General features: G+C 51.7%; 21 protein-coding genes and 1 tRNA gene. 14 read left to right on the top strand and 8 right to left on the bottom strand.

The features are described 5' to 3' along the window. Positions 1–81 precede the first annotated feature (81 nt). Positions 82–156, top strand: a tRNA-Glu gene (locus tag VFT64_02670). 578 nt (positions 157–734) lie between these two features. On the opposite strand, the gene VFT64_02665 is transcribed toward VFT64_02670, so the two are convergent. Genes VFT64_02665 through VFT64_02655 form a run of 3 tightly spaced genes read right to left on the bottom strand, consistent with a single transcriptional unit; the run spans position 735 to position 3,448 of the window. Then, positions 735–2,315: a TadE/TadG family type IV pilus assembly protein gene (locus VFT64_02665; protein ID HEU5046724.1), complete on the bottom strand. Its 1,581-nt coding sequence runs from the start codon at positions 2,313–2,315 to the stop codon at positions 735–737. 18 nt (positions 2,316–2,333) lie between these two features. Beyond that, positions 2,334–2,963 (bottom strand): TadE/TadG family type IV pilus assembly protein, encoded by a 630-nt coding sequence (locus tag VFT64_02660; GenBank protein ID HEU5046723.1) that lies wholly within the window; start codon positions 2,961–2,963, stop codon positions 2,334–2,336. Positions 2,964–2,983: 20 nt separating this feature from the next. Next, the gene (locus tag VFT64_02655) at positions 2,984–3,448 is read right to left on the bottom strand and encodes a TadE/TadG family type IV pilus assembly protein (protein ID HEU5046722.1); all 465 of its coding nucleotides are present in this window, start codon (positions 3,446–3,448) and stop codon (positions 2,984–2,986) included. A gap of 263 nt (positions 3,449–3,711) precedes the next feature. Between VFT64_02655 and VFT64_02650 the strand changes: the two genes are divergently transcribed. After that, a complete protein-coding gene (locus VFT64_02650; protein HEU5046721.1) occupies positions 3,712–6,411 on the top strand; it encodes a hypothetical protein in 2,700 nt (899 codons plus the stop codon). Positions 6,412–6,517: 106 nt separating this feature from the next. After that, a complete protein-coding gene (rnd, locus tag VFT64_02645; protein HEU5046720.1) occupies positions 6,518–7,672 on the top strand; it encodes a ribonuclease D in 1,155 nt (384 codons plus the stop codon). A gap of 103 nt (positions 7,673–7,775) precedes the next feature. Here the strand turns inward: rnd and VFT64_02640 are convergent, their stop codons facing one another. Then, positions 7,776–9,107: a dihydroorotase gene (locus VFT64_02640; GenBank protein HEU5046719.1), complete on the bottom strand. Its 1,332-nt coding sequence runs from the start codon at positions 9,105–9,107 to the stop codon at positions 7,776–7,778. 34 nt (positions 9,108–9,141) lie between these two features. Next, positions 9,142–10,095, bottom strand: coding sequence for an aspartate carbamoyltransferase catalytic subunit (locus VFT64_02635; protein HEU5046718.1), 954 nt, complete (start codon positions 10,093–10,095; stop codon positions 9,142–9,144). Between the two features lie 70 nt (positions 10,096–10,165). Between VFT64_02635 and VFT64_02630 the strand changes: the two genes are divergently transcribed. Both VFT64_02630 and VFT64_02625 read left to right on the top strand, forming a co-directional pair. After that, positions 10,166–11,335, top strand: a complete 1,170-nt coding sequence (locus tag VFT64_02630) for a tetratricopeptide repeat protein (GenBank protein ID HEU5046717.1) — start codon at positions 10,166–10,168, stop codon at positions 11,333–11,335. Positions 11,336–11,467: 132 nt separating this feature from the next. Beyond that, positions 11,468–12,487, top strand: a complete 1,020-nt coding sequence (locus tag VFT64_02625; GenBank protein ID HEU5046716.1) for a CBS domain-containing protein — start codon at positions 11,468–11,470, stop codon at positions 12,485–12,487. A gap of 11 nt (positions 12,488–12,498) precedes the next feature. Here the strand turns inward: VFT64_02625 and VFT64_02620 are convergent, their stop codons facing one another. Then, entirely contained in the window at positions 12,499–14,445 is a 1,947-nt protein-coding gene (locus VFT64_02620) for a lytic transglycosylase domain-containing protein (protein ID HEU5046715.1), read from the bottom strand. Positions 14,446–14,645: 200 nt separating this feature from the next. On the opposite strand from VFT64_02620, the gene VFT64_02615 reads away from it, so the two are divergent. The 5 genes from VFT64_02615 (at position 14,646) to VFT64_02595 (ending at position 17,232) form a co-directional block, all read left to right on the top strand. Further along, positions 14,646–14,921, top strand: a complete 276-nt coding sequence (locus VFT64_02615; protein HEU5046714.1) for a hypothetical protein — start codon at positions 14,646–14,648, stop codon at positions 14,919–14,921. Next, a complete protein-coding gene (locus VFT64_02610) occupies positions 14,899–15,267 on the top strand; it encodes a hypothetical protein (protein HEU5046713.1) in 369 nt (122 codons plus the stop codon). Before VFT64_02615 ends, VFT64_02610 begins: the two co-directional genes overlap by 23 nt. Positions 15,268–15,442: 175 nt before the next feature. Next, the gene (locus tag VFT64_02605; protein ID HEU5046712.1) at positions 15,443–15,844 is read left to right on the top strand and encodes a hypothetical protein; all 402 of its coding nucleotides are present in this window, start codon (positions 15,443–15,445) and stop codon (positions 15,842–15,844) included. 168 nt (positions 15,845–16,012) lie between these two features. Further along, positions 16,013–16,369 (top strand): hypothetical protein, encoded by a 357-nt coding sequence (locus VFT64_02600; protein ID HEU5046711.1) that lies wholly within the window; start codon positions 16,013–16,015, stop codon positions 16,367–16,369. Between the two features lie 50 nt (positions 16,370–16,419). After that, the gene (locus VFT64_02595) at positions 16,420–17,232 is read left to right on the top strand and encodes an alpha/beta hydrolase (GenBank protein ID HEU5046710.1); all 813 of its coding nucleotides are present in this window, start codon (positions 16,420–16,422) and stop codon (positions 17,230–17,232) included. A 1-nt stretch (position 17,233) separates the two neighbouring features. Here the strand turns inward: VFT64_02595 and VFT64_02590 are convergent, their stop codons facing one another. Further along, positions 17,234–18,664, bottom strand: a complete 1,431-nt coding sequence (locus tag VFT64_02590; protein HEU5046709.1) for a penicillin-binding protein activator — start codon at positions 18,662–18,664, stop codon at positions 17,234–17,236. Here VFT64_02590 and rsmI point away from each other — a divergent pair. Genes rsmI through gshB form a run of 4 tightly spaced genes read left to right on the top strand, consistent with a single transcriptional unit; the run spans position 18,663 to position 21,486 of the window. Then, positions 18,663–19,556, top strand: coding sequence for a 16S rRNA (cytidine(1402)-2'-O)-methyltransferase (gene rsmI / locus VFT64_02585; GenBank protein HEU5046708.1), 894 nt, complete (start codon positions 18,663–18,665; stop codon positions 19,554–19,556). The genes VFT64_02590 and rsmI overlap by 2 nt on opposite strands. Beyond that, complete coding sequence (locus VFT64_02580; protein ID HEU5046707.1) at positions 19,553–19,921, top strand: YraN family protein; 369 nt, start codon at positions 19,553–19,555, stop codon at positions 19,919–19,921. Before rsmI ends, VFT64_02580 begins: the two co-directional genes overlap by 4 nt. Beyond that, on the top strand, positions 19,918–20,514 hold the full coding sequence (locus tag VFT64_02575) for a BON domain-containing protein (protein ID HEU5046706.1): 597 nt from the start codon (positions 19,918–19,920) through the stop codon (positions 20,512–20,514). Before VFT64_02580 ends, VFT64_02575 begins: the two co-directional genes overlap by 4 nt. Positions 20,515–20,547: 33 nt before the next feature. Then, a complete protein-coding gene (gene gshB, locus VFT64_02570; protein HEU5046705.1) occupies positions 20,548–21,486 on the top strand; it encodes a glutathione synthase in 939 nt (312 codons plus the stop codon). Between the two features lie 115 nt (positions 21,487–21,601). Here the strand turns inward: gshB and VFT64_02565 are convergent, their stop codons facing one another. Further along, positions 21,602–22,612, bottom strand: coding sequence for an NAD(P)H-dependent glycerol-3-phosphate dehydrogenase (locus tag VFT64_02565; protein HEU5046704.1), 1,011 nt, complete (start codon positions 22,610–22,612; stop codon positions 21,602–21,604). Positions 22,613–22,687 lie beyond the last annotated feature (75 nt).

Genomic DNA, 22,687 nt, shown 5'->3' with positions numbered 1-22,687 from the left:
TTATTGAAAATTCCGCTTGACTTAAGGGCCAATAATTGATGATAGTGCTGGCCTGTTTTCGGCAGCACCGCACAAGTTTTAGACCCCTTCGTCTAGCGGTTAGGACACCACCCTTTCACGGTGGTAACACGGGTTCGAGTCCCGTAGGGGTCACCATACTTTTCAATCAGTTATATTGATTTATCTGGATGTCGTACAAAATGTACGGCATAACCAATAGCGATTAGGGTAGTTATATATCGCCTTGAAGGATTTTCCTGTCACCAGTTATCTTGCCCTTCATAATAAAATATCTCGCGCCTGATTTATTTGCTCGCCCGATAATCATTGCCTCTGATATCTGAGTGCAATCGCTCGATTAAACGACTACGCTACTGACTTATACGCAGATTGTTTATATTGATAGATATGGCGATATCGTGGAAGGCTGTGGTCAAAGAAGCTGTGTCAGTCGCTGTAAAGTAATTGCTGGGTGAACTTGCGCAATTCTTTAGCAATGTTTTCACTGTTGAGTCTGTTACATCAAACGCCACCGTATAAATAGCGATGCCATCCGTTTTCATATTCGTGCATATTTGTGCGAATTTGGAATTATCCACCGATGGATTGAAGTTCACCCCCTGCGTCATTAACACAGCTATTTTCTGGGCATTTGCTGATTTATATGCCGCCGGGATACTAGGCAGGCCAGAGTTAAACAATCCTTTCCAACTTGGAGAAAGGGCAAACCAGCCTCATGCCATACCTATATTACTGCGGGTAGGGCCATCTGCTTTCAGCAAGGAGAGTTGATATTTTAACGTGGCTTTGTCCTGCATGAAAAATGACGCCTGCGTCAAGTTACATTTTGGCGATACGTCAAACCCGGGCAAACCTAAGTCACTGTTTTCAGGGGTACCTGCATAACCGCATTCATAACTCGTGCAATCACGATTTCCCGGTGTATCACCAGCCCACATATGGTATGAGCGCTGCCCATCATCGGTCGCACTCACCTCGACATAACGGAACGGTTTCGTCGCATCAACGGCATAATTGGTGTAGGTATCGGCAGACCCCATTATCTTTCCCTGAGTTATCAATGTACGAGCACTATTATATGTCTGCCATTGCCCCTGTTCGACACAGCCCCCGGAAGCTGGAATAAAGCAATTAGAGTCGGTGTAATCGTCATTGGTAAGCGTATGCACAAAAAGATTGGCATAAGATGCCGTATAGTCCACCCCGAGATCGAGCCGGACCATTTCCGAGCGTTTGACCGAATTCCCTTTCCAATCCTTATCGATATAATCGATTTCCTTGCTCCAGCGCCCTCCCGGCAAATCCAACGTATCATCCGTAATCTTAATGCGTATTCCGTCACGCACCGGTTTACTGCCAGCCCCCACCGATCCGATGCCGCCAGGCCCCCCTCCTACAACGGCTCCGTTTTCAATCTGGTAAATATCATAGGGCAAGGTAAGATCAGGTTTCGTTCTTGCCGCATTATTCACACTATACCCCGTAATCTTGACATTGTTCAGCGTATCAAACGGCCCTATGTAACGGGGGAAACGGTTGGAACCTGTCGGCGCATTGTCTGTAGAAGCGGCGGCATTCGTGCGGTTCGTCATACAGCCATCGAATCCAGATACCGGACTGAATGGCGTACTTAGCCATGGGTTAGCTGTGGCTGGCTGTATCTTTACACCGTCAGAAAAGGGAATGATGGAAATATACGTGTTAGACAAGGTTAAATTACTGCCAAAAATAGTATCGATCATCTTGCCGGCAGCCGCCTGCAATGATGCCATTCTTCCTGATGAAGACATGGCCGAGCTATTATCTACAACCAACGCTATTTCCACACTCTTGTTTTGACTGCTTTCCGTCACCTGCGATAATGCACCGACCTTAATGGTTTTAAAGCCAGCCATTTTCATGAGCACAGTTGATTCGTTCGTATTTCCACTGACAGATAGTGTTTTCCAGTCTGATGTGACTGGCGTCACTGCAGGAGTTATCGTGCTGGCTCCCAGATAGTTCGCAGGGAAGTTTGCATTAAAGTAACGCTGCGCGACCTCATTTGCCCATGCTTCCTGCGTATACCCCGTGGGCGGGTTCTGTACTTCTACCTCCGTTGCAAGGCTGGCCGCATCAAATGCGGATGACATTTTTCCCTGCAATATCTCACCACGTGTGATGTCAATTGCAAACCCCGCCGCTACTATAAGCACAAAAGCCGTCAGGATAGCCATTAATATTAACATGGAACCATTTTCGTCAGCAGCAAAGGCTTTGGCCTTTTTTCGCATCAGGTTTATCAGCATCTTCATATACAATTCCTTACCCTTTCAGGGGCAGTTAGACGATAACCCGGCAAGCGTTTCAAAACGAGGTACAAAAATAGCAGTGCGATATATTCGCGTGGAAGGTATAACGCTATGCAGCAAGGGGGTGTATTGATAAAATATCTCACCTATGACGATTTCCTCGTTAGCGATCATGCTAAAACCGCTTGGTAACGTAGCAGCTGGTGTTGAACCCGTTGCACCCTTACCCAATTTACTTGTTGCGGAAAGCGTTCCACCACCACAATACTGCCAGTTTATGACTGGTTTGGCAGCGTTGGCACCTGTCTTGATATCTGTAATAATGACCAAGCCTTTACTGCCGAAAGAATAAGGAGACAGCATGCTGGGTACCTTAAGCATAAGTGCAGCCATCTCCGCATTACTTATGGGGATATGGCCATTACTGCTATCCAGCAGCGAGGAATGCTGTGTCACGATGTTATTTCTCAGGATGATGGTTTTTTCCAGCTTCTGAATAGTCAGCATATAGCGGGTAGTTTCTATGATTCCCGTCGCAAGCACTAAGAGTATGGGCACTATGATACAAAACTCCACCATCGCCACACCGCTTTCACAAAAGAGGATTCCTCTCTTTTCTTTCAAATGCGATATGATGCCTGAGAATCTCATTTGTTTTCCAAAGCTGTCACTTAAGGATGCATTTCGTTTTGAATAACAGCGGTCGCATTGATGGTATAGGTTCCCTGGCTATTATTGGCGACAATCCTCTTCATTACGGGATCTATGACAGGCCAGTTATAAGTGGCGGTATAGACGACCAGAGCACCCGGCGTATTTGCATTTGCAGGTATATTGATTTGCAGATTAGCTGAATTAATCAGAAGGTGATTTACGCGAGCCTTTATCAGGCTTGTGATATAGCTTGATTGTGTTTGTCCTGCGGGCACATAGCCAGTTGAACCTTCCCGTGCCCCTGCCAAAACGGCGCCTTCCAGAACCGAGGAGGCAGCAATGATAAGAGAATATTCTATGATGCCCATGATAAACAGCTGAAAAATGGGAAACGCAATCGCAAATTCGATAGCAGTGCTACCGGCGGCATCCTTTAATTTCCTACCACACCAACACGTAAAAGCGTTAAAAACGTTTTTCATAAAACCATATTAATTACGCGTTATAGCCCGCATTTTACCATACAGCTCATTAAAGAATCGTTAAAAAAATTAATACGGCTCCTGTCAGGCCATATGCCAAGAAAGACATTATCTGCAATATATTTTATTTATATACAATATGATATTAACATGGGCTCGAGTCCCGCAGGGGTCAACATCAGCCCTATCTCTTTCTGACTATATTCATAATTCTGTAACCTATTTTCGCTATAGTTACGGTGAACCAAGGTTTTGCATGAATTATGACGGATACTCCCGTAGATTCCCCTCCTTCTTTATTATGGCTGAAAGGCGATGAGGTCGTTTTGCTGCCTGACGGCTCGTTGAAGAGGGAAGCTGAACTTTTCGATAGTACGACTGCCAGCAGACCGGGACATATCCGGCAAGCCATCGCAATGTGGCCAAGCGGCACCACACCAACACCTGAAGATTTGGCAGTCTTCGGCAGCGACACTTTCAACACCCGAATGGCACAGCATCTGAGAGATCGCGGAGAGAAAAACGCTCAATATTATAGAACACTGGAAAAAGCCGGTTACATATGGGAGACCCCTCTTTCTGCCAGCCGGGAAGATGAAGCAGCAAGAGCTTTTGCCAAAGATGCTGAGACGGCTGCTCAAGCTACCTTACGCACGATATCCAATTCGCCGGAGCAATGGTTAAGCGATGCGGAAGTACATCATGCTTTTACAGAAATGCCGCTGCGCCGCGGAAAACCTCTATCGGATTATTGCATCAACGATGTTCGCTTCAAAAATGCTCAAAGAATTTTTACGGGCCAGCCGGTATTTACATCCGAGTTCGCCGAGCTTTTTGCATATGATAATATTCCCATTACCGTCGCACCCCGAGATTTTTTTGCTCGCCCTAACACGGACTTCCTCCTATCTGCAGCCAACGGCCTTGCCCTCTTCAGCAACAAGCTAATACGGGCGACTTCACAATCTGAATATGAAATCAACAATCTCGTGTCACAGGCTGTGGTGATGATGGCTGGAATATCGCTCGGTGTCACAAACAGGATGCTAAATATCCCTAACCAGCAGGCTATGGAAAGTATCCGGAAAGAATTCAACCAGCACCGCGATCTTGTCATGAACAGAACGCAGCAGGCTGGAGATGATACTAGTCCCATGCCTTACCCTGCAATGCTAATCATCAGTCAGCTTCATTTTGCTTTGAATAGCGGTCTTTATAATCCGCTGACTATTCGCCACGAAATGCCACAATCAGTCGCGCTCTATGAACGTTTCATGGATATTGTCAGAGAACATGTCAATGAACTTAAGAGCAGTCCTGCACATAACCCGCTACGCTATCAGGAAGGTATTGAACTTTCTAAGCCAGCCACCGACGCTGTTCAGCCCCCTGCCCCTCCGATATTGGCGGATTTCGGAACTCATCCATTCTCCGAGAATCCCCTTGAGACAAGCCTGATAGAAAGCACGCGCCCGATCATGGCGGAAGCCTTGTCGCGTACTCCGCCCTGCACGCAGTTTCGCTGCCGCCTGGTGCTGGATGATAATAACACGCGCCACAACTACCCCATCAATCTCACTTTTCGCAATGACCGGGGAGACACCGCAGAATACACCGTATTTACGGGCACTGGTGATCTGGATGAAGCTATTGCGCTTAAGAAGATGCTGCAAAGTCATATCCTGAACCATGAGAATATGACGGCATTATATATGAATGTCGGCGGAAGTCCCTCTCAGCGCACGACCGCGACAGATGCATTTATTCCCGATGATTTACCCACCACTTCGGAGATTATCAAATCGGGGCGGCGCTATGAAGCACGCTTAGTTTTTACAGAAGGCACGGATCAGGAAAGGGAGTTCATTCTCCCGCTCGGTCTGCTTGATCAGCCTCGCGACCAATCCGTGCAGATCGAAGCAGAGCGGCGCTTCAGCCGCATAGAGGAATATCTGCTGGAAGCCAATGAAGCAGGTTTTAGGATAAGCCTGGGCGATATTATCCGCGATTTAAAGCGAGATGCAGCACAACGGGCCGAGCTTGCATGGCACACTGCAGACCGCCAGAAGCTCGATCATTATGACGAGGGCGCTCATACCCTGCCCTTTGCAAGCGGCAGCGGCCAGAATGTCATATTGACCTCTTCTACGCTCTATCTTGAAGAAGGAGCAAGATATCCCAATCCCACATGGCGACTACGCTATACCTTAAAAATTACAGGGCTGGGAGCAGACGGGGACGAAACGCAAGAATGCGAGTTCAGGCAGAATCTGCACACGTCCGATGAGTTGACGGCTCAGGCGCGTGGAAGCGAAGCGATCGAGTTTCTCTCCAATGAATTGCGCCGTCTGGGACAAAGCCATCCGGGCTTACGCTTTGAGTTTCAAGATCGTGCGCCGGAGCCCGAAGAAGACAGAACCGATTCACCGCACGGCCAGGGTTTTATCGCCAGCCGTCTTGCATTGCGCCTGCCGGATGGCAGCCAGCTTCCCGATCCCGAACCGCATAACTTACTGCATATCACTCAGGACATGCCGAATCCAAAAACCAATTTCCGTGTAGGCTATACACAATATACCAAAGGGGAAGATACATTCCTTACCCTGAATGTGGAGCGCGGCACGGAAGCAGAAGGCGATATCATCCGTTTTAAAGGCCCCTCGGGCAAGGAACTTAGCCGCACATTTAAAGTCAGCGGTACTGTGGATGATGCAGCAATAGAAGCCCTTATGCAGCAGCTCAACGGCACTTTCGGCTCCTATATTAAGGATGCATACGGCAACCGCACTGCCGACGGAATGCGCAAGCCCCGGCAGGCCTTTCAGCCCAAGACAATCGAGAATCTTTTCGACAGAACCGTCGAGCATCATATTCTGACCTCCACAACTAAGCCTGAATGGCTTGGCAATGAGGTTGAACGCCCTCCCGAAAAAGATTCCGGTAAAGCCGTAGCACAGAGATAGCTTGCGCTTAACTCTACAGCGCATTGGCAAGAAAAAGCTTGTCACAGCCGGTTAACAATCTTACATCTTAACAGAATATCCTTCTTTGAATTTCTATCAGAATAAAATGGTCAACGTCATTACCGATACCGCCGCACTTGAGGCTTTCTGCACCTCCCTTGCCCACGAAACTTTTATTACGGTCGATACCGAATTCATGCGCGAGAAGACGTATTATCCGCAGCTCTGTCTTGTGCAGGTATCGGGTGAAACAAACGCTGCTGCAATCGACCCGCTTGCGCCCGGCATTGACCTTAAACCGCTTTTCGACCTGCTGGCAAATCCGGCCGTATTGAAAGTGTTCCATGCCTGCCGTCAGGATATGGAAATTTTTTACCATGCTTCCGGCGGCGTCATCCCCGCTCCGATGTTCGATACGCAGATTGCAGCAATGGTATGCGGCTACGGCGAATCCGTTTCGTATGAAACGCTCGTGAACAAGATACTTCGCGCGCCGCTGGATAAATCCTCGCGCTTCACGGATTGGTCACGCCGCCCGCTGACGGACAAGCAGCTCGTTTACGCGCTGGACGATGTGCTACACTTGCGCAAGATCTATCTGGAACTCTCGCAACGTCTGGCCGATATGGGACGTAAGGAATGGATTGCGGAGGAAATGCAGCCGCTGCTGGATCCGCTAACGTATGATAACGATCCCAACGAGGCATGGAAAAAGATCCGTGTGCGCAATGCTTCTCCGCGTTACCTCGCGGCGCTGCAGGCGACGGCATGCTGGCGTGAATTGCTCGCACGTGAACGCAATGTACCGCGCAGCCGCATCATGAAAGATGAAACACTCGCCGAAGTGGCACATAGCAGGCCGGAGGATTTCGCCGCGCTTCAGGCCATCCGCGGGTTCCATCCGACAATGTCCGCCGTTAATTATGAGCCGCTGTTCGCATTGTGGAAAGAAGTGGAGGCAATGCCGCCTTCTTCTTATCCCCGTATGCCCGCCAAGCCGCAAATGACCGGCAATAGCGACGTGCTGGCGGATCTGCTACGCATGCTACTGAAGAACTGTGCCTACCAGCATCAGGTCGTCCCTCGCCTGATCGCGGATAAGGACGATCTGGATATGCTCGCTATGGGCAAGCGTGATGGCGTCAAAACGTTGCAGGGTTGGCGTTATGAACTGTTCGGCGCACAGGCACTTAAACTGCTGGAAGGCAAGATTGCCCTGAAAGCAGATGGCGAAAACGGCGTCGCGTTTGTGGAAATTTAAATAATAAAAGGGGGCGAGTTCATCGCCCCCTACGGCTTTGCCTACCCCCTCTAAGGGGGTCGTCGCTTCGCTCCTCCGCGTATCCACGCGAAGATTGAGAATATTAACCCAGCGTATAGACCGTCTCGCCGCCGACGACAGTGCGGATGGCGCGGCCTTTGGTCGGCCAATTGTCGAACGGTGAGTTCTGCGATTTGCTGACGAATGCATCCGGTACAAGCTTCCATTCCAGATCGAGATCGATCAGCGAGAGATCCGCAGGCGCACCTTTTCTCAAGCGCCCGGCATCGACATGGATAATGTCTGCAGGCTTATAAGTCATGGCGGCAATGACATCGCGCAGCGGCATGATCTTCTGGTGGTACAGTGATAGCGACAGCGGCAGCATCGTCTCTAAACCGACAATACCGAACGCGGCATGCGTCATGGGCACGCGCTTGCTTTCCTCATCATGCGGTGCGTGGTCGGTGGCAATCGCATCGATCGTGCCGTCTTTCAGTCCTTCGATAATAGCCATACGATCTTTTTCAGCACGCAACGGCGGGTTCATTTTGGAGAAAGTGCGGTATTCCTCTACTGCTTCATCCGTCAGGCAGAAATGGTGCGGAGCCGCTTCGGCGGTCACACGCAGTCCTTTTTTCTTAGCACGACGCACGGCATCCACCGCTTCCGCCGTCGAGATATGCAGCACGTGATATTGTCCGCCGGTGAGTTCAGCGAGAATAATATCGCGCTCCACGATCACGGCTTCGGACGCATTGGGAATGCCAGGCAAACCAAGCCTTGCAGACACAACGCCTTCATTCATGCAGCCATGTGCAGTCAGGTTAAGATCTTCCGCATGCTGTGCAATCGGCACGCCGAGTTCACGCGCATAGGTCAGCGCGCGGCGCATCAGCAGCGCGTTCATCACGGGCAGACCGTCATCCGTAAAACCTACGACCCCTGCTTCTTTCAGTAAGCCCATTTCCGTAAGCGCTTCGCCCTTCATGCCTTTGCTGATCGCGCCGTATGTGCGCACGTTGACATAGCCGGTTTCACGGGCACGTTTGTGGATGAAGGCCACGAGCGCGACATCGTCAATTACTGGCTTGGTGTTAGGCATGCAGGCAACCGTGGTTACGCCACCGGCTGCAGCTGATTTGCTGCCGGTCTCAATGGTTTCCTTATATTCCTGTCCCGGCTCACGGAAATGCACCTGAATATCGAGCAGGCCCGGCGTGAGCAGCGCGCCTTTGCAATCTACAACTTCAACCCCTTCCGGCACACCACCGGCGAACAGACCTGCACCGAAATCAGCAATAGTGCTTCCTTCCGTGAGCAGCGCACCTTTTGCATCCAGTCCGCTTTCCGGATCGTACAGGCGGGCGTTGACATAAGCTACTTTATGGTTGGCCGCAAGGGAGCGGGTCGGCTGGGCAAAATGCTGTTTCATGGTTTTCATTTTAAGTTAAGGTTTCGTCGAATCTTTATAATTGCTGCGACAGGATTTCCAGCACGGCCTGGCGGATCGCCACGCCTGTTTCCACCTGCTCAAGAATCGCACTGCGGTTCAGATCGTCAGCCAGTTTGGTATCGATTTCCACACCACGGTTGATCGGTCCCGGATGCATGATCAGCGCATCCGGTTTGGCCAGAGCAAGCTTGCCCTGATCCAGCCCCCAGAAATGGAAATATTCGCGGACGGATGGAATGAAGTTGCTTTCCATGCGCTCGGTCTGAATACGCAGCATCATGATGATATCGCAATCCTTGATGCCTTTACGCATATCCGTGAACACTTCCACGCCAAGCTTTTCAGGCTGCGGCGGCAAAAGCGTCGCCGGCGCGACGATGCGCACTTTCGCCCCCATCGTCCTGAGCAGCAGGATATTCGAGCGGGCAACGCGGCTGTGGACAATATCGCCGCAGATGGCCACCGTCAGCCCTTCGATCCTGCCTTTACGGCGGCGGATTGTCAGCGCATCAAGCAGTGCCTGCGTCGGGTGTTCGTGGCTGCCGTCACCGGCATTGATCACCGCGCAATTTACCTTGTGCGACAGCAAATGCACTGCACCGCTTTCCGGATGGCGCACCACGATGAAATCCGGGTGCATGGCGTTGATCGTCATCGCCGTATCGATCAGCGTTTCGCCTTTTTTGACTGAAGAAGTCGCGACCGACATATTGATCACATCCGCGCCGAGCCTTTTGCCTGCCAGCTCGAACGACATGCGCGTGCGCGTGGAGTTCTCAAAGAAAAGGTTGATCAGCGTGCGCCCTTTCAGGATGCTGTGCTTTTTGTCTATCTGGCGATTTCTTTCAATATAATCTTCCGCCACATCCAGAATATGACTGATATTTTCGCGGGAGAGATTTTCGATGCCGAGCAAATGCGGATGCGGATATTTTCCGGCGCGTGGGTTTTTCTGTTCGTTTGTCATGTTACCGCTTGTTATAAGCTTTTTCGGGGGGTATAGTCGGGTGCCCGTTCAACGAATTTAATGACATAAAATGCGTTTTCCTGCAACCCTCATTAACATCCTGGCCGCCACCAGCCTGACCTGCCTTCTTTCCTCCTGCGTTCCTACCCCCACCCTTAACGGACGCGCGGAACTGGCAAAACTGGAAGGCCCCAAGGTGGGTACGGTCGATAAGGCTTTGGAAAATCAGGCAAATCAAGCTGTAAGCAATGGGGATTACAAGCGTGCCGCGCAGGTCTACAAACAGCTTAGCGACGAGCATCCCGACGACAAACATTACATGATTGCGCTTGCGGACAATTTAAGGCGCAGCGGCGAAAATGATTCCGCGCTGAAAGTGTCGGATGTCCTATTGCGTAAATATCCTGACGATGCCGAAGCGCTGGAAGTAAAGGGACTCTCGTTAATGAATGTGGGCGAATTCACCACTGCCAGCAAGACATTCGCGAAGGTTATGAAGAACGACAAGCGTCGCTGGCGTACACTGAACGCTATCGGCATTCTTTTCGCCATCAAGAAAATGGAACCGCAGGCAATTGAATATTATAAAGCCGCGCTTGAGATTAATCCTACTAATGCAGGCATCCTGAACAATCTCGGCCTGGCTTATGCGATGGGCCATCAATATAATGAATGCGTCGATGCTTTTACACGTGCGCGCGGCCAGTTGGAAAGCGGCAGCCCGGAACTAAGCAAGATCGATCTGAACTTTGCCCTCGCCTACGCCACTTTCGGCAAGCTTGACGCAGCAGAGCAAATGGCAGCGCCGCACTTAAGCAAACCAGGACTGTATAATAATATGGGCTTCTATGCCTATATTTCGAAAAATCGCGACCTGTCGAAAGTCTACCTGAATAAAGCCCTGACACAGGATCCGATTTATTACGACCGCGCATGGAAGAATCTCGCCATCGTCAATGGCGATAACTCCATCGGCCCTTCCGGTGAAAACACAATGCAATACGGCTCTCATAGCAAACGCGTCGTCGTCAATGACAATGCGCTTGATAATGGCCCCGTCTCGGCGCAGGATATACCCAATTCCTTTGGTGAGACTGATCCGGCACCAGCGCCTGCGCAAAAGAAGAAGCACCGTAAAGCAAAATCCTCTATAGATGCGCCCCATCAGGCGACATCCGCTCCTCAGCCTCCGGCCGTGGATAGCGCTCCTCTTGAGGACGCCACAAAACCGCAAAAATAGGTGCTTTTTCGCTTCCCAGCCTACAAGAGGTTGAATATGCCTGCATAAGTGGTAAAATATGCAGGTATCTTCTTGTCTTGTGCTCCTTGCTTTTTTCTTTCATCGTATTTTTCAACCGCGCTCTGGGATTGTATGCTTGTTAAAGATATCATGACCCGCAAAGTCGTTGCCGTTGCTCCTGAAGCTACTACGCAGGATATTGCAAAGCTTTTGATGCAGCATCATATCAGCGCTGTCCCGGTGGTGGATGCGGATGGCAGACCGCTAGGTATCGTCAGCGAAGGTGATCTTACCGGGCGCAATATTATAAAGGATATGGAGCGGCGCGAATGGTGGCTGGATCTTCTGGCAGAAGGCAATGCCGTAGCTCCTGATTTTCTTCAGTCGCTCAAGGCACGTTCCCGCTGCGCACGCGAATTAATGGCCACCCCTGTCATTACCGTGGACGGAAATACCGATGTAAGCGATGTGGCAAAATTACTGACCGAACATCATATCAAACGCGTTCCGGTCGTCGAGAACGGTGAGATCATTGGCATTGTCAGCCGTGCAGATCTCGTGCGTGCTTTAACATTACAGGCAGGGAAAGCCGAGCATCACGGCTTCGACCTGGGGCAGTATATCTTTGAAGCGTTCGATAAAGTCGATAAGCATTTCCACGAATATACTCATCCTCCTGAGCAGAAGCATGAGCAGGACAAAACTAAGGCTTCTATGAAGGCAACTGCCAAGGACTTTCAGGGACTCGTGGTACATTATAAACATGAGCGGCTGCTGGAAGAACAGGAAGAGCGCCGCCGCATCATGGAACAGCATAAGAAAATGGTGGCTGAGCTTATCAATCACCATCTCGCCGATGCCGACTGGCAGGCAATGCTGCATAACGCAAGAGAAGCCGCCGAGCGCGGTGAAAAGGAGTTTCTGATCCTGCGTTTCCCCAGCGATCTTTGCACGGATAACGGCCGTGCAATTAATGTCGTGGAAGAAGGCTGGCAGAATACTTTACGCGGCGAGGCTGCCGAAGTATTCGCACGCTGGGAACACGACTTAAAACCACAGGGATTCCGCCTTGGCGCGCGCGTACTTGATTATCCCGGCGGATTCCCGGGCGATATCGGCCTGTTCCTGGTGTGGGGATCGTCACAGCAATAGCGACGTTACCCTTACCGCAGCAAATCATCCGCAATTAAGGTCTTTGCATCCGTTTTGCCACCCAGCAGGAAGCGGTAGACTTCTATATTTTCCATGACATGCTCGACATAATTTCGTGTCTCGCTCGTCGGGATGCGTTCAATCCAGTCCACCATCGAATGCACATTCGCCGCAGGCGCACCGAACTCGCCCAGCCATTGCGTCACACGTCCAGGTCCGGCGTTGTAGCTGGCGATCGCCAGCACATAAGAACCGTTAAACCTGTTGACCATTCTGGCCATATAGGCGCTGCCCACCGTCATATTGTATTCCGGTTGGAAAAGCTGGTCACCCGAATAAGAGAGTCCTGCTTTTTTGGCTGTTTCCTTGGCCGTACCGGGTAGAAGCTGCATGAGACCGACAGCGCCGGAAGGGCTGATGGCGTAAGGATAGAATTCGCTTTCCTGGCGCGTAAGCCCCAGAATCAGCGCCTTCTCTATCGCTGCCTGAGGCGTGTGAATTACAGGCCAGCCATTTTCCAGCGCCACAATATCGCGCAGTAATATTTTCTTGGAAGCGCGAACGGCAAAATCGATACGCTTTATATCGCGGCCAAGTTCAGTGGCAAGAATAGCTTCGCTATCCGATTTTGCATTCTGCGCGATATAAAAAATGAACCTGCCTGCGAGATCCGTCTGCTGTGCCGCGGAGAGTGTATAGACCAGCCTAACAAGTTCACGTCTCTTGAAGCGCTCGCGCTCTTCCTGCGTTGGCTGTACGCTGGATTCAATATAATGTCCGTGCCGGTTTTCGTCATGTTTCTGCAATTCCCAGTCGGCGAGCTGACCGTAAAATGTGGTCGGATAACGTGATGCTTCGCCAAACCAGCGTGCCGGATCGCTCTTGACGATATGCTGCGCCGAACGTCCTGCCCAGTAAGCGGCGCGCGCTTTGCCGAACGGCGTTTCCATCTGTTCATGCAGCTTTGTGAACATCTCATACGCTTTGTCTGGCGAATGACGGTACTCCAGCGTTATCCAGCCTCTGAGCCATTCGGCTTCCTTATATTCGACCGTATCCGGTTTCTGTCCCGTGCGCTGCAATAGCCTTTCCGCCATATGCACATTGCCTTCTGCCAATGCCTCACGTACCTGACGGTCGCGCAGACGCCACCATTTTTCCGGATAAGGCACCTGAGCAGGCGCGGACAGCAGCAGTTCACGCACGCCGTCCCTGTCATTCTCGCGCATACGCCACCAGATGCGGGCGTAAATCAATCCTGCGTCTCCCATCAACTCGCGCGGCACTTTTTTCAGCGCTGCCGGTCCCGAGTCCTCATTATTAGTGAGTGCAATGCGTGCCTGGAACAGGCGTTGATACGAACGAGGCACGTATTTCAGCAAACGCTTTGCATCGCTTTCATTCCCCTCCCATAGCAGGCGGTCAATGCGGCGTACATGGTCGGACGAGCGCAGGATGCTGTGGTATTTTTCCAGTATCCTTTTTTCAGTCGCCTTATCGTAATTGTCGCTCACCCACGCGCTACGTATCATGGCTTTAAGCGCTTCGGCATTTTTGGCTCTTTTCAGCTTCACCAGATTTGTCTGCGAAGGGTGCTTGCTGAACCATTCGTCAAGCATGTCATCTGTCGGATTAGCGGCCATGAGCGCTACTTCTGCATGCTTCTCCAGTAACGTTCTGTCCGGCCAGGAAGGGTTTTCATCAAGGAAGCGATTGATTTGCTCAAACGTCGCGTCAGATTGCGGGTCCCTGAGATATTCCCAGATGAAATATTTTTCCAGAATTTCATCATGCGCCATTCTGGCATGCGCTACCGCCTCGTGCCAGTTCTGGCGCTTGGCAAAGAGAAATGCCGACTGTATGTGCATGTCTCTCAGGCTTTCTGCCTTCGCATTGCCCGCCATCACCGGCTGAAGCAGCATTACAAGCGCTGTAGTTAGGATAAGGGCCTTACGCATGGGATTCCGAGTTCTCTCCTGAAAGCGCATTACCATACCGCATAATACAGGATGTTACAATCCTATTACAGTGCAAGTCTGCACAATAGTTTCGCACGTTGCGCATGTGACAAAATGGTTAAAAAAACACTAGGATTTATTTATTTCAGACCTTATGCTAAAATAGACTGAAGCGTATTATCGGAAGCTGCGATTTTCCTATGGTTGACATGAAAGACATATTGAACGGCGAAGACGTAAATCAGGAAATGCTTAATGCCCTGACCGTGCTTATGGCTGGCCTGGGAATCCGCAGCAACGGCACCGAGCAGCAAAAACAGCGTTCCGCCGAAGCGGCAAGGTTCATCGCCGCCCGGTACGCCAAGCGGATGATGGAAATCAATACCGAGCTATTCCAGCAGGCGCAGAAACAAAGACAGCAGCTATACACCATGCAACGTTCGTTGAATCCTTATGACCCCTCCAAAAAAAAGTAACTGGACGGCAAGCGGCTTCGGCAGGTATGTATCGCCTGATCTGATCAGCGATGAATTCCTGGACGACGAAGTCATCGTTTTGCTGGAGGGTAATAACACCTTCGGCGACCGCCTGTACTGCTACCTGCAGCTGACCTGCAGGAACTTACGCGAAATCTTCGGAAAGATACGTAGCGGCGAGAATTTCAAGCCTGCCGATTTCGGCACCGTCATCGTGGCAGGACGCGGAGAACCGTCTCCCGAAATCAAAGCGGAAATGAATAACGAGCACCATATCATCGACGTACAGAAACCGGCTCTACCTAAAATTGATACATCGCAGCCCAAATTCTTCGATGAAGACTAGTTTTCCTGCTTTTTCCCTTAAATTGTTACAATCCTATTACAAATTGATGAAGTGTTTTTGACACCTGCATTATGCAATGGCATAGGGGGGGTGTTTTAGATATACTGGGCTTAATGGATACGGAAACACAAGCAAGTTACCGGTTTTAGGAAGGGTGAGTAAAATGAGTATGGAAATGAATACCGAAGAAAATGGGGTTCTACCGGATAAGAGACTTTACGCAGCCAACATTCCTTGCATAGGCACCACTTCCGAAGCACATTTACCCCTCTTAAAAGCCTTAATTGACAAGAATTCCATCACAACTGAGGGCGAACCCAATGAAGTGGTCTTTGACGCCCGCATCCCCGCCATCGGCGCTGTCGATGTAGAACACCTGCCGGAAGTGGTTGGACTGGTGCATAAGAACAAAGCCCAGACCGATGAAGACGGCATCGTCTTCCCGAACGGAAAAATTTATAATGTTGTGATACTTGCCGTAGGGATACAGAACAAGCAATACCTGCCTCAGGCCATGGAGCTGGTGGGTAAGAATGTAGCCGCCCCGTCCCAGAATATCGGCACACGCTTCAAATAACCCACTGTCCTCTCCTCTCCTTTCGGCATTCCGCCATGGCAAGCTTCGTGCAACACTATGGGATTTTTCACGTTACCCTAGAAAATTTTTGTTTTATTTTGCACTTTTGTGCACTAATATTTCTACATAATTTGAACTTTAACCGCCTCAACCGACAAGTTAGTAATCATGAAGAATAATTGGTCAACCCCGGGTTTTGGAAAGAACGTATCGCCCGACTGGATAAACGACGAACTGCTTGACGTGGAGGTTGTCATCCTTCTGCAGGGCAGCAATCTATTCGGCGATCCTGTTTATTCCTACCTGAAGCTGATGGGGAAAGACCTGAAGCGGATGTTCGGTGAAATGCAGGCGGGCAAGAATTTCAAACCCGCCGATTTCGGTTCCGTTCTTGCTGCCGGGCGCGATACGCCGCCGCAGGAAATCCGGGACGAGATGAAAGAAAAATATAACATGATCGACGTACCGGCACCCAAGCCTGTCAACCGGTTCGGCAGCTTCCAGCCTAAATTTTTTGATGACTAGCTGATCGCCGTTTGCGGGAGCAGGCTTTATTTTGAAACAGTAGAATTCTGATGATTTTTATACAGTTTGCCATCATCGGATATATTATCATCTCCTGCCTTGTGTTCCTTTTCCAAAGGAACCTCATGTATCACCCGTCGCGCGATATAGGTGACCCCGGAAAATACGGGCTGGGCCAGATTAACGACCTTTTCATCGAATCGCTGGACGGCGTACGGGTGCAATTATGGCAGCACACGGCAAAGCCCGGTTATCCCACTATCATCTATTTCCACGGCAATGCCATCAATCTGGGGGACAGGGTCGCAAAATTCAGCGCATTCATCGATAGCGGGTTCGGTCTGATCGCCGTCGGATATCGGGGATTCGGCAAAAGCGAGGGTACGCCCACGGAAAGCGGTATCTACCGCGACGCACAAGCCTCCATCAATTACGCGCTGATCGATCTTAAAATCCCTCAGGAAGAGCTGATCTATTTCGGTGAGTCACTGGGTAGCGGCGTAGCCGTGCAAATGGCTACGAAACGTCCTCCTGCACTTCTCGTGCTGGAAGCCGCCTATACGTCCGTGGAAACACGTTCGGCTGAGCTCTATCCTTTCATTATCGGCGTCCGCCAACTTGTGCTGGATAAATACGACTCGCTTTCCAAGATCAAGAAGGTTATCTGCCCCCTGCTGATGCTGCATGGGACCAAAGACCTGACAATACCGCTGCGCCACGGCCAGCAATTATTTGAAGCCGCGAATGAGCCCAAGCGGCTGGTGGTGTATGACGATGTCCACCATGCCGATTATACACCAGAGCAGATCGTCACTCCCGTTATTGAGGAAGCGAAGAAGCTGGGGCTTATCAAATCTGCCTAGCCTATTGATTAAACATCGTCGGCGCAGGGTCGATCGTTTTGAATCCGGCGGGTGTCACCATCAATACCGCCAGCCCACGCTCGACCGAGCCGTCATCATGAAAACGGAATATACCGTTTGCAGGCCCGTTGAAACCTACGGGATCCAGAATCTTTTCCGTGGGGAAGCCTTTCCCGCTGGATGAGAGCGCCAGGTTTACCGCCAGTGCAGTGGCATCGTATGCCAGGCTGGAGCGTCTTTCCGGCCTGTAGGAATAGGTTGTCATGAAATGCTGTTCGAACGCAGTGTACTTTTCCGGCGGCGAGCTTGCAAACCATCCGCCGTTAACATTGGGCCATTTCAGCAGTTCCGGATCGTCCCAAAGGCCGGTGCCGAGCATCTGCACATTGTTTGCGCTTATACCGTTTGCTACCAGCGTATCCGTCAGTGTTTTCAGTTTTTTGCCACCCTCGGCAATGAAGAGCGCCTGGTTCTTGGTGCCTTCGTCCTGAATGAAGCGCGACAGGCGGCCTACATTATTATCCAGCGCCTGCATGTCTTCCGAGTAATATTCCACCGGGTAGATACGGCCGTTATGCTTGCGCATTTCCTGTGAAAGCTGTTTGACGATCGCCGCGCCGTATGGGTCGCTGGGTACGAGCGCCGCTATATTGGTAATGTTGTGTCCGAGCGAATACTGTACGATACGCACGACCTGCTGCTCAGGCACAAAGCCGAACAGATAGACCCCTTCGCCAGCCACGGCCATATTATTGGAAAACGTGATGACAGGGATATTCTGGTGACGCGCGCTCGAGGCTACCACGCTCACCTGCTTGCTATATACCGGCCCCAGAATCAGCGTTGCGCCTTCCTGTATGGCATCCTGCGCTGCCTTTTCCGCCCCTTCAATCGTATCCCCGGTGTCCTTGGGCAGTAACTCGACCTTGGCGGTTGTTTCATGCGTAGATAGCGCATTATATTTATCGTAAAGCGCCAATACGCCAGCATCGAGGAAGGATTTTCCTACATCCGCCGATGCTCCCGTGAGCGGCACCAGAAGCGCAACCTTAACAGTGGGCACATTCTTCAGGGCACCTTCGCCCAGATTGGTGGGCAGCGCGTATACCCCCACTGGCGCTGGCGGCGGCGGTTCGTTATTGATATGGCTTGGCGGCGCGAATCCATTATTGCCCTGATTCCCTTGCGCAGGGGCCGGTGTTGCGGGCGGCGTGGAAGATGACGCCGGAGCAGGCGTAGCAGGAGCTGCCGGCTTGGGCGGCTGTTTTTCAGCCGGTTTTTCCTGCGCCGCCGCTGCAGCTTTCGCCGCGGGGCTTTCTTCCTCCCCGCCCAGCCCCATCCATCCGGTGGGAGTTCCACAGGCCCAAACCGTCATGAGCATCAGCAATGCCAATAAACGGTACACAAATCGCAAAGAAGCTGTAATATGCATGAGACGTTCCATTATTTTTCAGGACAATAACCAGCCGATGGCGAATAGTCAAACAATTGAACCCGGCCTTTATATCGTGGCCACGCCTATCGGCAATCTTTCCGACATCACGCTGCGGGCGCTGGACGTGCTGCGCGCTGCCGATCTTATTGCCTGCGAAGATACGCGCACCAGCGCGAAGCTGCTATCGCATTACGGCATTAAGGCCCGCACACGTTCTTATCACGACCATAACGCTGAATCGGCTCTACCGCAACTATTGCAGGAGTTGCAAAGCGGTAAAATTGTCGCCCTGATTTCAGATGCAGGCACACCCCTTATTTCCGATCCCGGCTACAGGCTAGTACGGGAAGCGGGACTTGCAGGTATCCGGGTTATTCCGATCCCGGGCGCTTCTTCCTCTATCGCCGCGCTGAGTGTCTGCGGCTTGCCTACGGACCGCTTCCTGTTCTGCGGTTTTCTTCCTGCCAAAATGCAGGCACGCGCAAAAGAAATTGCCGAACTGGCCGTCATTCCCGCTACGCTGGTCTTTTTTGAATCGGCCCGCCGCCTGCCGGAAGCACTGGCGGAACTGGCGCAGCAGCTCGGAGAGCGTGAGGCTGTGATCGCGCGCGAGCTCACCAAACTGCATGAAGAGTTACGGCGTGGAACATTGCCGGAACTGGCAGACTATTATGCTGAAGCTGGCGAGCCCAAAGGCGAAGTCGTCATTGTCGTTGCACCTCCCCTGCCCGCTGAAGCTCCGGCGGCGGAAGATGTGGAAGCGCTGCTTTCCGAAGCGCTTCAGACCATGCGTGTGAAAGATGCGGCGGCGCATGTCGCCAAGGCTACCGGATTGCCGCGGCAGGAACTCTATGCCAAAGCCTTGCAGCTCAGGCCGGAAAAACCATGACTCACGACGCACGCCGCAAACGTTCTTACCTGCGGGGTATCGCCGCCGAATACTGGTGCGCCGGTTTGCTGCTGCTGAAAGGCTACCGCATTATCCAGCTGCGCCACCGCAACCGTTACGGCGAGATCGATATCATCGCCGCCAGAAGAAACCTGCTTGTCTTTACGGAAGTCAAGGCACGCAGCGCCATGGAGACGGCGCTATACTCCGTCACGCCCACCAAACAACAGGTGATCGCCCGAGCGGCAAGTGCTTTTATTGCAGCGCATGAAAAATATTCGCATACGGACTTGCGCTTCGATCTGATGGTGGTAACATCGCGTTTCAGAATATATCATCTTGAAAATGCATGGAGCATTCAATGAAGAAACTTTCACTCGCCATTATCGCTGCTCCGCTCCTCGTCAGCGGATGCGTTCCTCTTATATTTGCCGGAGCCGGAACCGGCGCGGTCGTCGCGCAGCAGGACCGTACCCCGGGCCATGCCGTGGATGACACCGGCATTCGCCTCGCTATCAATAACCAGTTCCTACAAAAAGGCGATGTGAACGATCTGTATCGCAATGTAACGATCAAGGTCACCGAAGGCCGCGTTCTGCTGACGGGTGACGTGGATAAGCCCGAAACCAAAATCAAGGCGGCAGAACTCGCCTGGAACGTCAAAGGCGTGCGCGAGGTTATCAACGAAATCCAGGTTAACGATAAGACAGGAATCATGGATTACGCCAAGGATAGCTGGATCGCCAATACGGTGCGCTCGCGCTTCATTCTGGAAAAAGGCCTGCATTCGGTCAATTATAACGTCGAAGTCGTCAACGGGGTGGTTTACCTGATGGGCATCGCCCAGGACCAGGCTGAGCTTGACAAGGCAACTTATATTGCCAGCACGACTTCCGGCGTGCAGAAAGTCGTCAACCATGCCGTCCTGAGAGACGATCCGCGCAGGAAGAACGACTAGGCTGCCACGCTCACCTTAAGCTGGGTACGGTTTATGAAGAAACTCGCCATACAAATGGACGCGGTTGAACGGCTAAATCCGCGCAGCGATACGACGCTCCTGCTTGGCCGTGAGGCTCTGCGGCGCGGCTATGAGCTGTATTACTACCTGCCGAAAGACCTGTCCTTCCATAGCGGCGAGGTCACAGCCAAGGGGCGTAAGCTTATACTGCGTGATGACCCAAAGGATTATTATACGGTTGGCGAATTGCAGACGCTGAACCTGCATGAAATGGATGTTGTTCTGCTGCGGCAGGAACCACCGTTCGATATGGAATATATTACCTCTACTTTCCTTCTGGAAAAGCTCCAGCCAGATGTGCAGGTGGTCAATGATCCGTTCCATGTGCGTAACGCGCCGGAAAAATGGTTTATGTTCGACTTCCCGCAATTCGTGCCGCCAACCCTGATCTCGCACGATGTGGAAGCTATCGAACATTTCCTGAACGAGCATGGTGAAATTATACTCAAGCCACTTTACGGATTTGCAGGCCATGCGGTTTTCCATATCAAGCAGGGAGACTCTAATTTCCATGCGCTGCTGGAAATGTTTTTTGCGGGTTCCGGCGAGCCGGTGATCGCACAACGCTTCCTGCCGGAAATCCGCAACATGGATAAACGCGTCATCGTTATTGACGGCAAAGTAACCGCCATTCTAGGTCGCGTGCCCGCGCAGGACGATATCCGCGCCAATATGCGCGTAGGCGGCACGGGCGTTAAAGCGCCCACCAATGAGCGCGATATACTGATCGGAGAAACGGTCGGCGCGGAGTTGAAGAAACGCGGTATCCTGCTTGCCGGACTCGATATCATCGGGGATTACCTGACCGAGATTAACATCACCTGCCCGACCGGGCTCATCAAGTCCAATGAACTTTACGGCATCCAGCAGGAACGCATATTCTGGGATGCGGTGGAAGAGAAGTTAAAATAATAATTGTTCCTGCTTCGGCCTGCTGCCCTCGCAATGAACCTGACACCTTCGGCGACTAAAGATCGCGGTCTTCTGACCGCGTTTTTGTACCCGCTATGAAAGTAAGGGTAAGTAATTAAGCCATCTCTGTGGCGAACGGGCGTTCCAGCAGGGCGGCAATTGCTTCGTCGATGCTGGCAGAGCCACTGATGATGCTTTGCACGGCATGGCAGATCGGCATGGAAATACCGAGACTGCTGGCCAGCTCATTCACGGAATCAGCCGTTGCTACGCCTTCGGCCAGTTTGCTCTGGCGGTTTTCGATGATGGTTCTCACCGATTCTTTCTGTTTGCCGATTTCAATGCCCAGCGACATATTGCGCGACATGCGGCTGCCACAGGTCAGAATCAAATCGCCTACACCGGAGAATCCCATCAGTGTTTCCTGCCTTCCGCCTTTGGCGTTGCATAATCTTGCCATCTCCGTGATGCCGCGTGTGATCAATCCTGCCTTGGCGTTTTCACCGAAGCCGCGGCCAATCGCGATACCGCAGGCTATGGCAATCACGTTTTTCACCGAACCGCCGATCTGAGTTCCGATGACATCATCCGTATAATAGGGGCGGAAGAATTTACCGCCGATAGCATAAATAATCTGCTTTGCCAGATACGCATCCTGGCAGGCAATTGTCGTGGCAGTGGGAAGGCCGCGCGCCACTTCGATAGCGAAATTCGGTCCGCTCAGGATTGCGAGCGGGTTCTTCGGCAGGATGGAGCCAACGACTTCACTCATCAAGGCAAGGCTTCCGCGCTCAATACCTTTGGTCGCGATAATAACGGGCGTTGTGATGGGCAACTGATCGGAAAGCCAGATACAGGTGGACCGTACATGCTGCGACGGCACGACAAGTATGATCATATCGCTCGCGCAAATCTCGGCAAGCTTGTCACTGACCGTAATGGCGGGATCAATGAAGACATCCGGCAGATAGACATCGTTCGTGCGGTTACGGCGAATGGACTCCAGCACGTTGGGATTGGCTGAATACATTGAGACGCGGCTACCCGCACGATTAGCGGCAATGGCAAGCGCCGTGCCCCATCCGCCTGCGCTTATGACTCCGATACTGGTGGCCTGGTTGGTCATAGGTTTTCCTGTTATATTTGCGTTCAGGCGCCTTGGCGCCACGCAGGCTGCGCTCCCCCTTGGCCGCTAGCCCTC

This window comes from Rickettsiales bacterium (assembly GCA_035765535.1).
Classification (GTDB): domain Bacteria; phylum Pseudomonadota; class Alphaproteobacteria; order Rickettsiales; family JABCZZ01; genus JABCZZ01.
Note: the sequence above shows the minus strand (reverse complement) of the source record. Positions and strands in the feature narration are given on the sequence as shown.

What these genes read in the sequence shown, in the direction of transcription:
- VFT64_02665 (HEU5046724.1), bottom strand. Translation starts at nt 2,315, where the DNA reads ATGAAGATGCTGATAAACCTGATGCGAAAAAAGGCCAAAGCCTTTGCT.
- VFT64_02660 (HEU5046723.1), bottom strand. Translation starts at nt 2,963, where the DNA reads ATGAGATTCTCAGGCATCATATCGCATTTGAAAGAAAAGAGAGGAATC.
- VFT64_02655 (HEU5046722.1), bottom strand. Translation starts at nt 3,448, where the DNA reads ATGAAAAACGTTTTTAACGCTTTTACGTGTTGGTGTGGTAGGAAATTA.
- VFT64_02650 (HEU5046721.1), top strand. Translation starts at nt 3,712, where the DNA reads ATGACGGATACTCCCGTAGATTCCCCTCCTTCTTTATTATGGCTGAAA.
- rnd (HEU5046720.1), top strand. Translation starts at nt 6,518, where the DNA reads ATGGTCAACGTCATTACCGATACCGCCGCACTTGAGGCTTTCTGCACC.
- VFT64_02640 (HEU5046719.1), bottom strand. Translation starts at nt 9,107, where the DNA reads ATGAAACAGCATTTTGCCCAGCCGACCCGCTCCCTTGCGGCCAACCAT.
- VFT64_02635 (HEU5046718.1), bottom strand. Translation starts at nt 10,095, where the DNA reads ATGACAAACGAACAGAAAAACCCACGCGCCGGAAAATATCCGCATCCG.
- VFT64_02630 (HEU5046717.1), top strand. Translation starts at nt 10,166, where the DNA reads ATGCGTTTTCCTGCAACCCTCATTAACATCCTGGCCGCCACCAGCCTG.
- VFT64_02625 (HEU5046716.1), top strand. Translation starts at nt 11,468, where the DNA reads ATGCTTGTTAAAGATATCATGACCCGCAAAGTCGTTGCCGTTGCTCCT.
- VFT64_02620 (HEU5046715.1), bottom strand. Translation starts at nt 14,445, where the DNA reads ATGCGTAAGGCCCTTATCCTAACTACAGCGCTTGTAATGCTGCTTCAG.
- VFT64_02615 (HEU5046714.1), top strand. Translation starts at nt 14,646, where the DNA reads ATGGTTGACATGAAAGACATATTGAACGGCGAAGACGTAAATCAGGAA.
- VFT64_02610 (HEU5046713.1), top strand. Translation starts at nt 14,899, where the DNA reads ATGACCCCTCCAAAAAAAAGTAACTGGACGGCAAGCGGCTTCGGCAGG.
- VFT64_02605 (HEU5046712.1), top strand. Translation starts at nt 15,443, where the DNA reads ATGAATACCGAAGAAAATGGGGTTCTACCGGATAAGAGACTTTACGCA.
- VFT64_02600 (HEU5046711.1), top strand. Translation starts at nt 16,013, where the DNA reads ATGAAGAATAATTGGTCAACCCCGGGTTTTGGAAAGAACGTATCGCCC.
- VFT64_02595 (HEU5046710.1), top strand. Translation starts at nt 16,420, where the DNA reads ATGATTTTTATACAGTTTGCCATCATCGGATATATTATCATCTCCTGC.
- rsmI (HEU5046708.1), top strand. Translation starts at nt 18,663, where the DNA reads ATGAGACGTTCCATTATTTTTCAGGACAATAACCAGCCGATGGCGAAT.
- VFT64_02590 (HEU5046709.1), bottom strand. Translation starts at nt 18,664, where the DNA reads ATGCATATTACAGCTTCTTTGCGATTTGTGTACCGTTTATTGGCATTG.
- VFT64_02580 (HEU5046707.1), top strand. Translation starts at nt 19,553, where the DNA reads ATGACTCACGACGCACGCCGCAAACGTTCTTACCTGCGGGGTATCGCC.
- VFT64_02575 (HEU5046706.1), top strand. Translation starts at nt 19,918, where the DNA reads ATGAAGAAACTTTCACTCGCCATTATCGCTGCTCCGCTCCTCGTCAGC.
- gshB (HEU5046705.1), top strand. Translation starts at nt 20,548, where the DNA reads ATGAAGAAACTCGCCATACAAATGGACGCGGTTGAACGGCTAAATCCG.
- VFT64_02565 (HEU5046704.1), bottom strand. Translation starts at nt 22,612, where the DNA reads ATGACCAACCAGGCCACCAGTATCGGAGTCATAAGCGCAGGCGGATGG.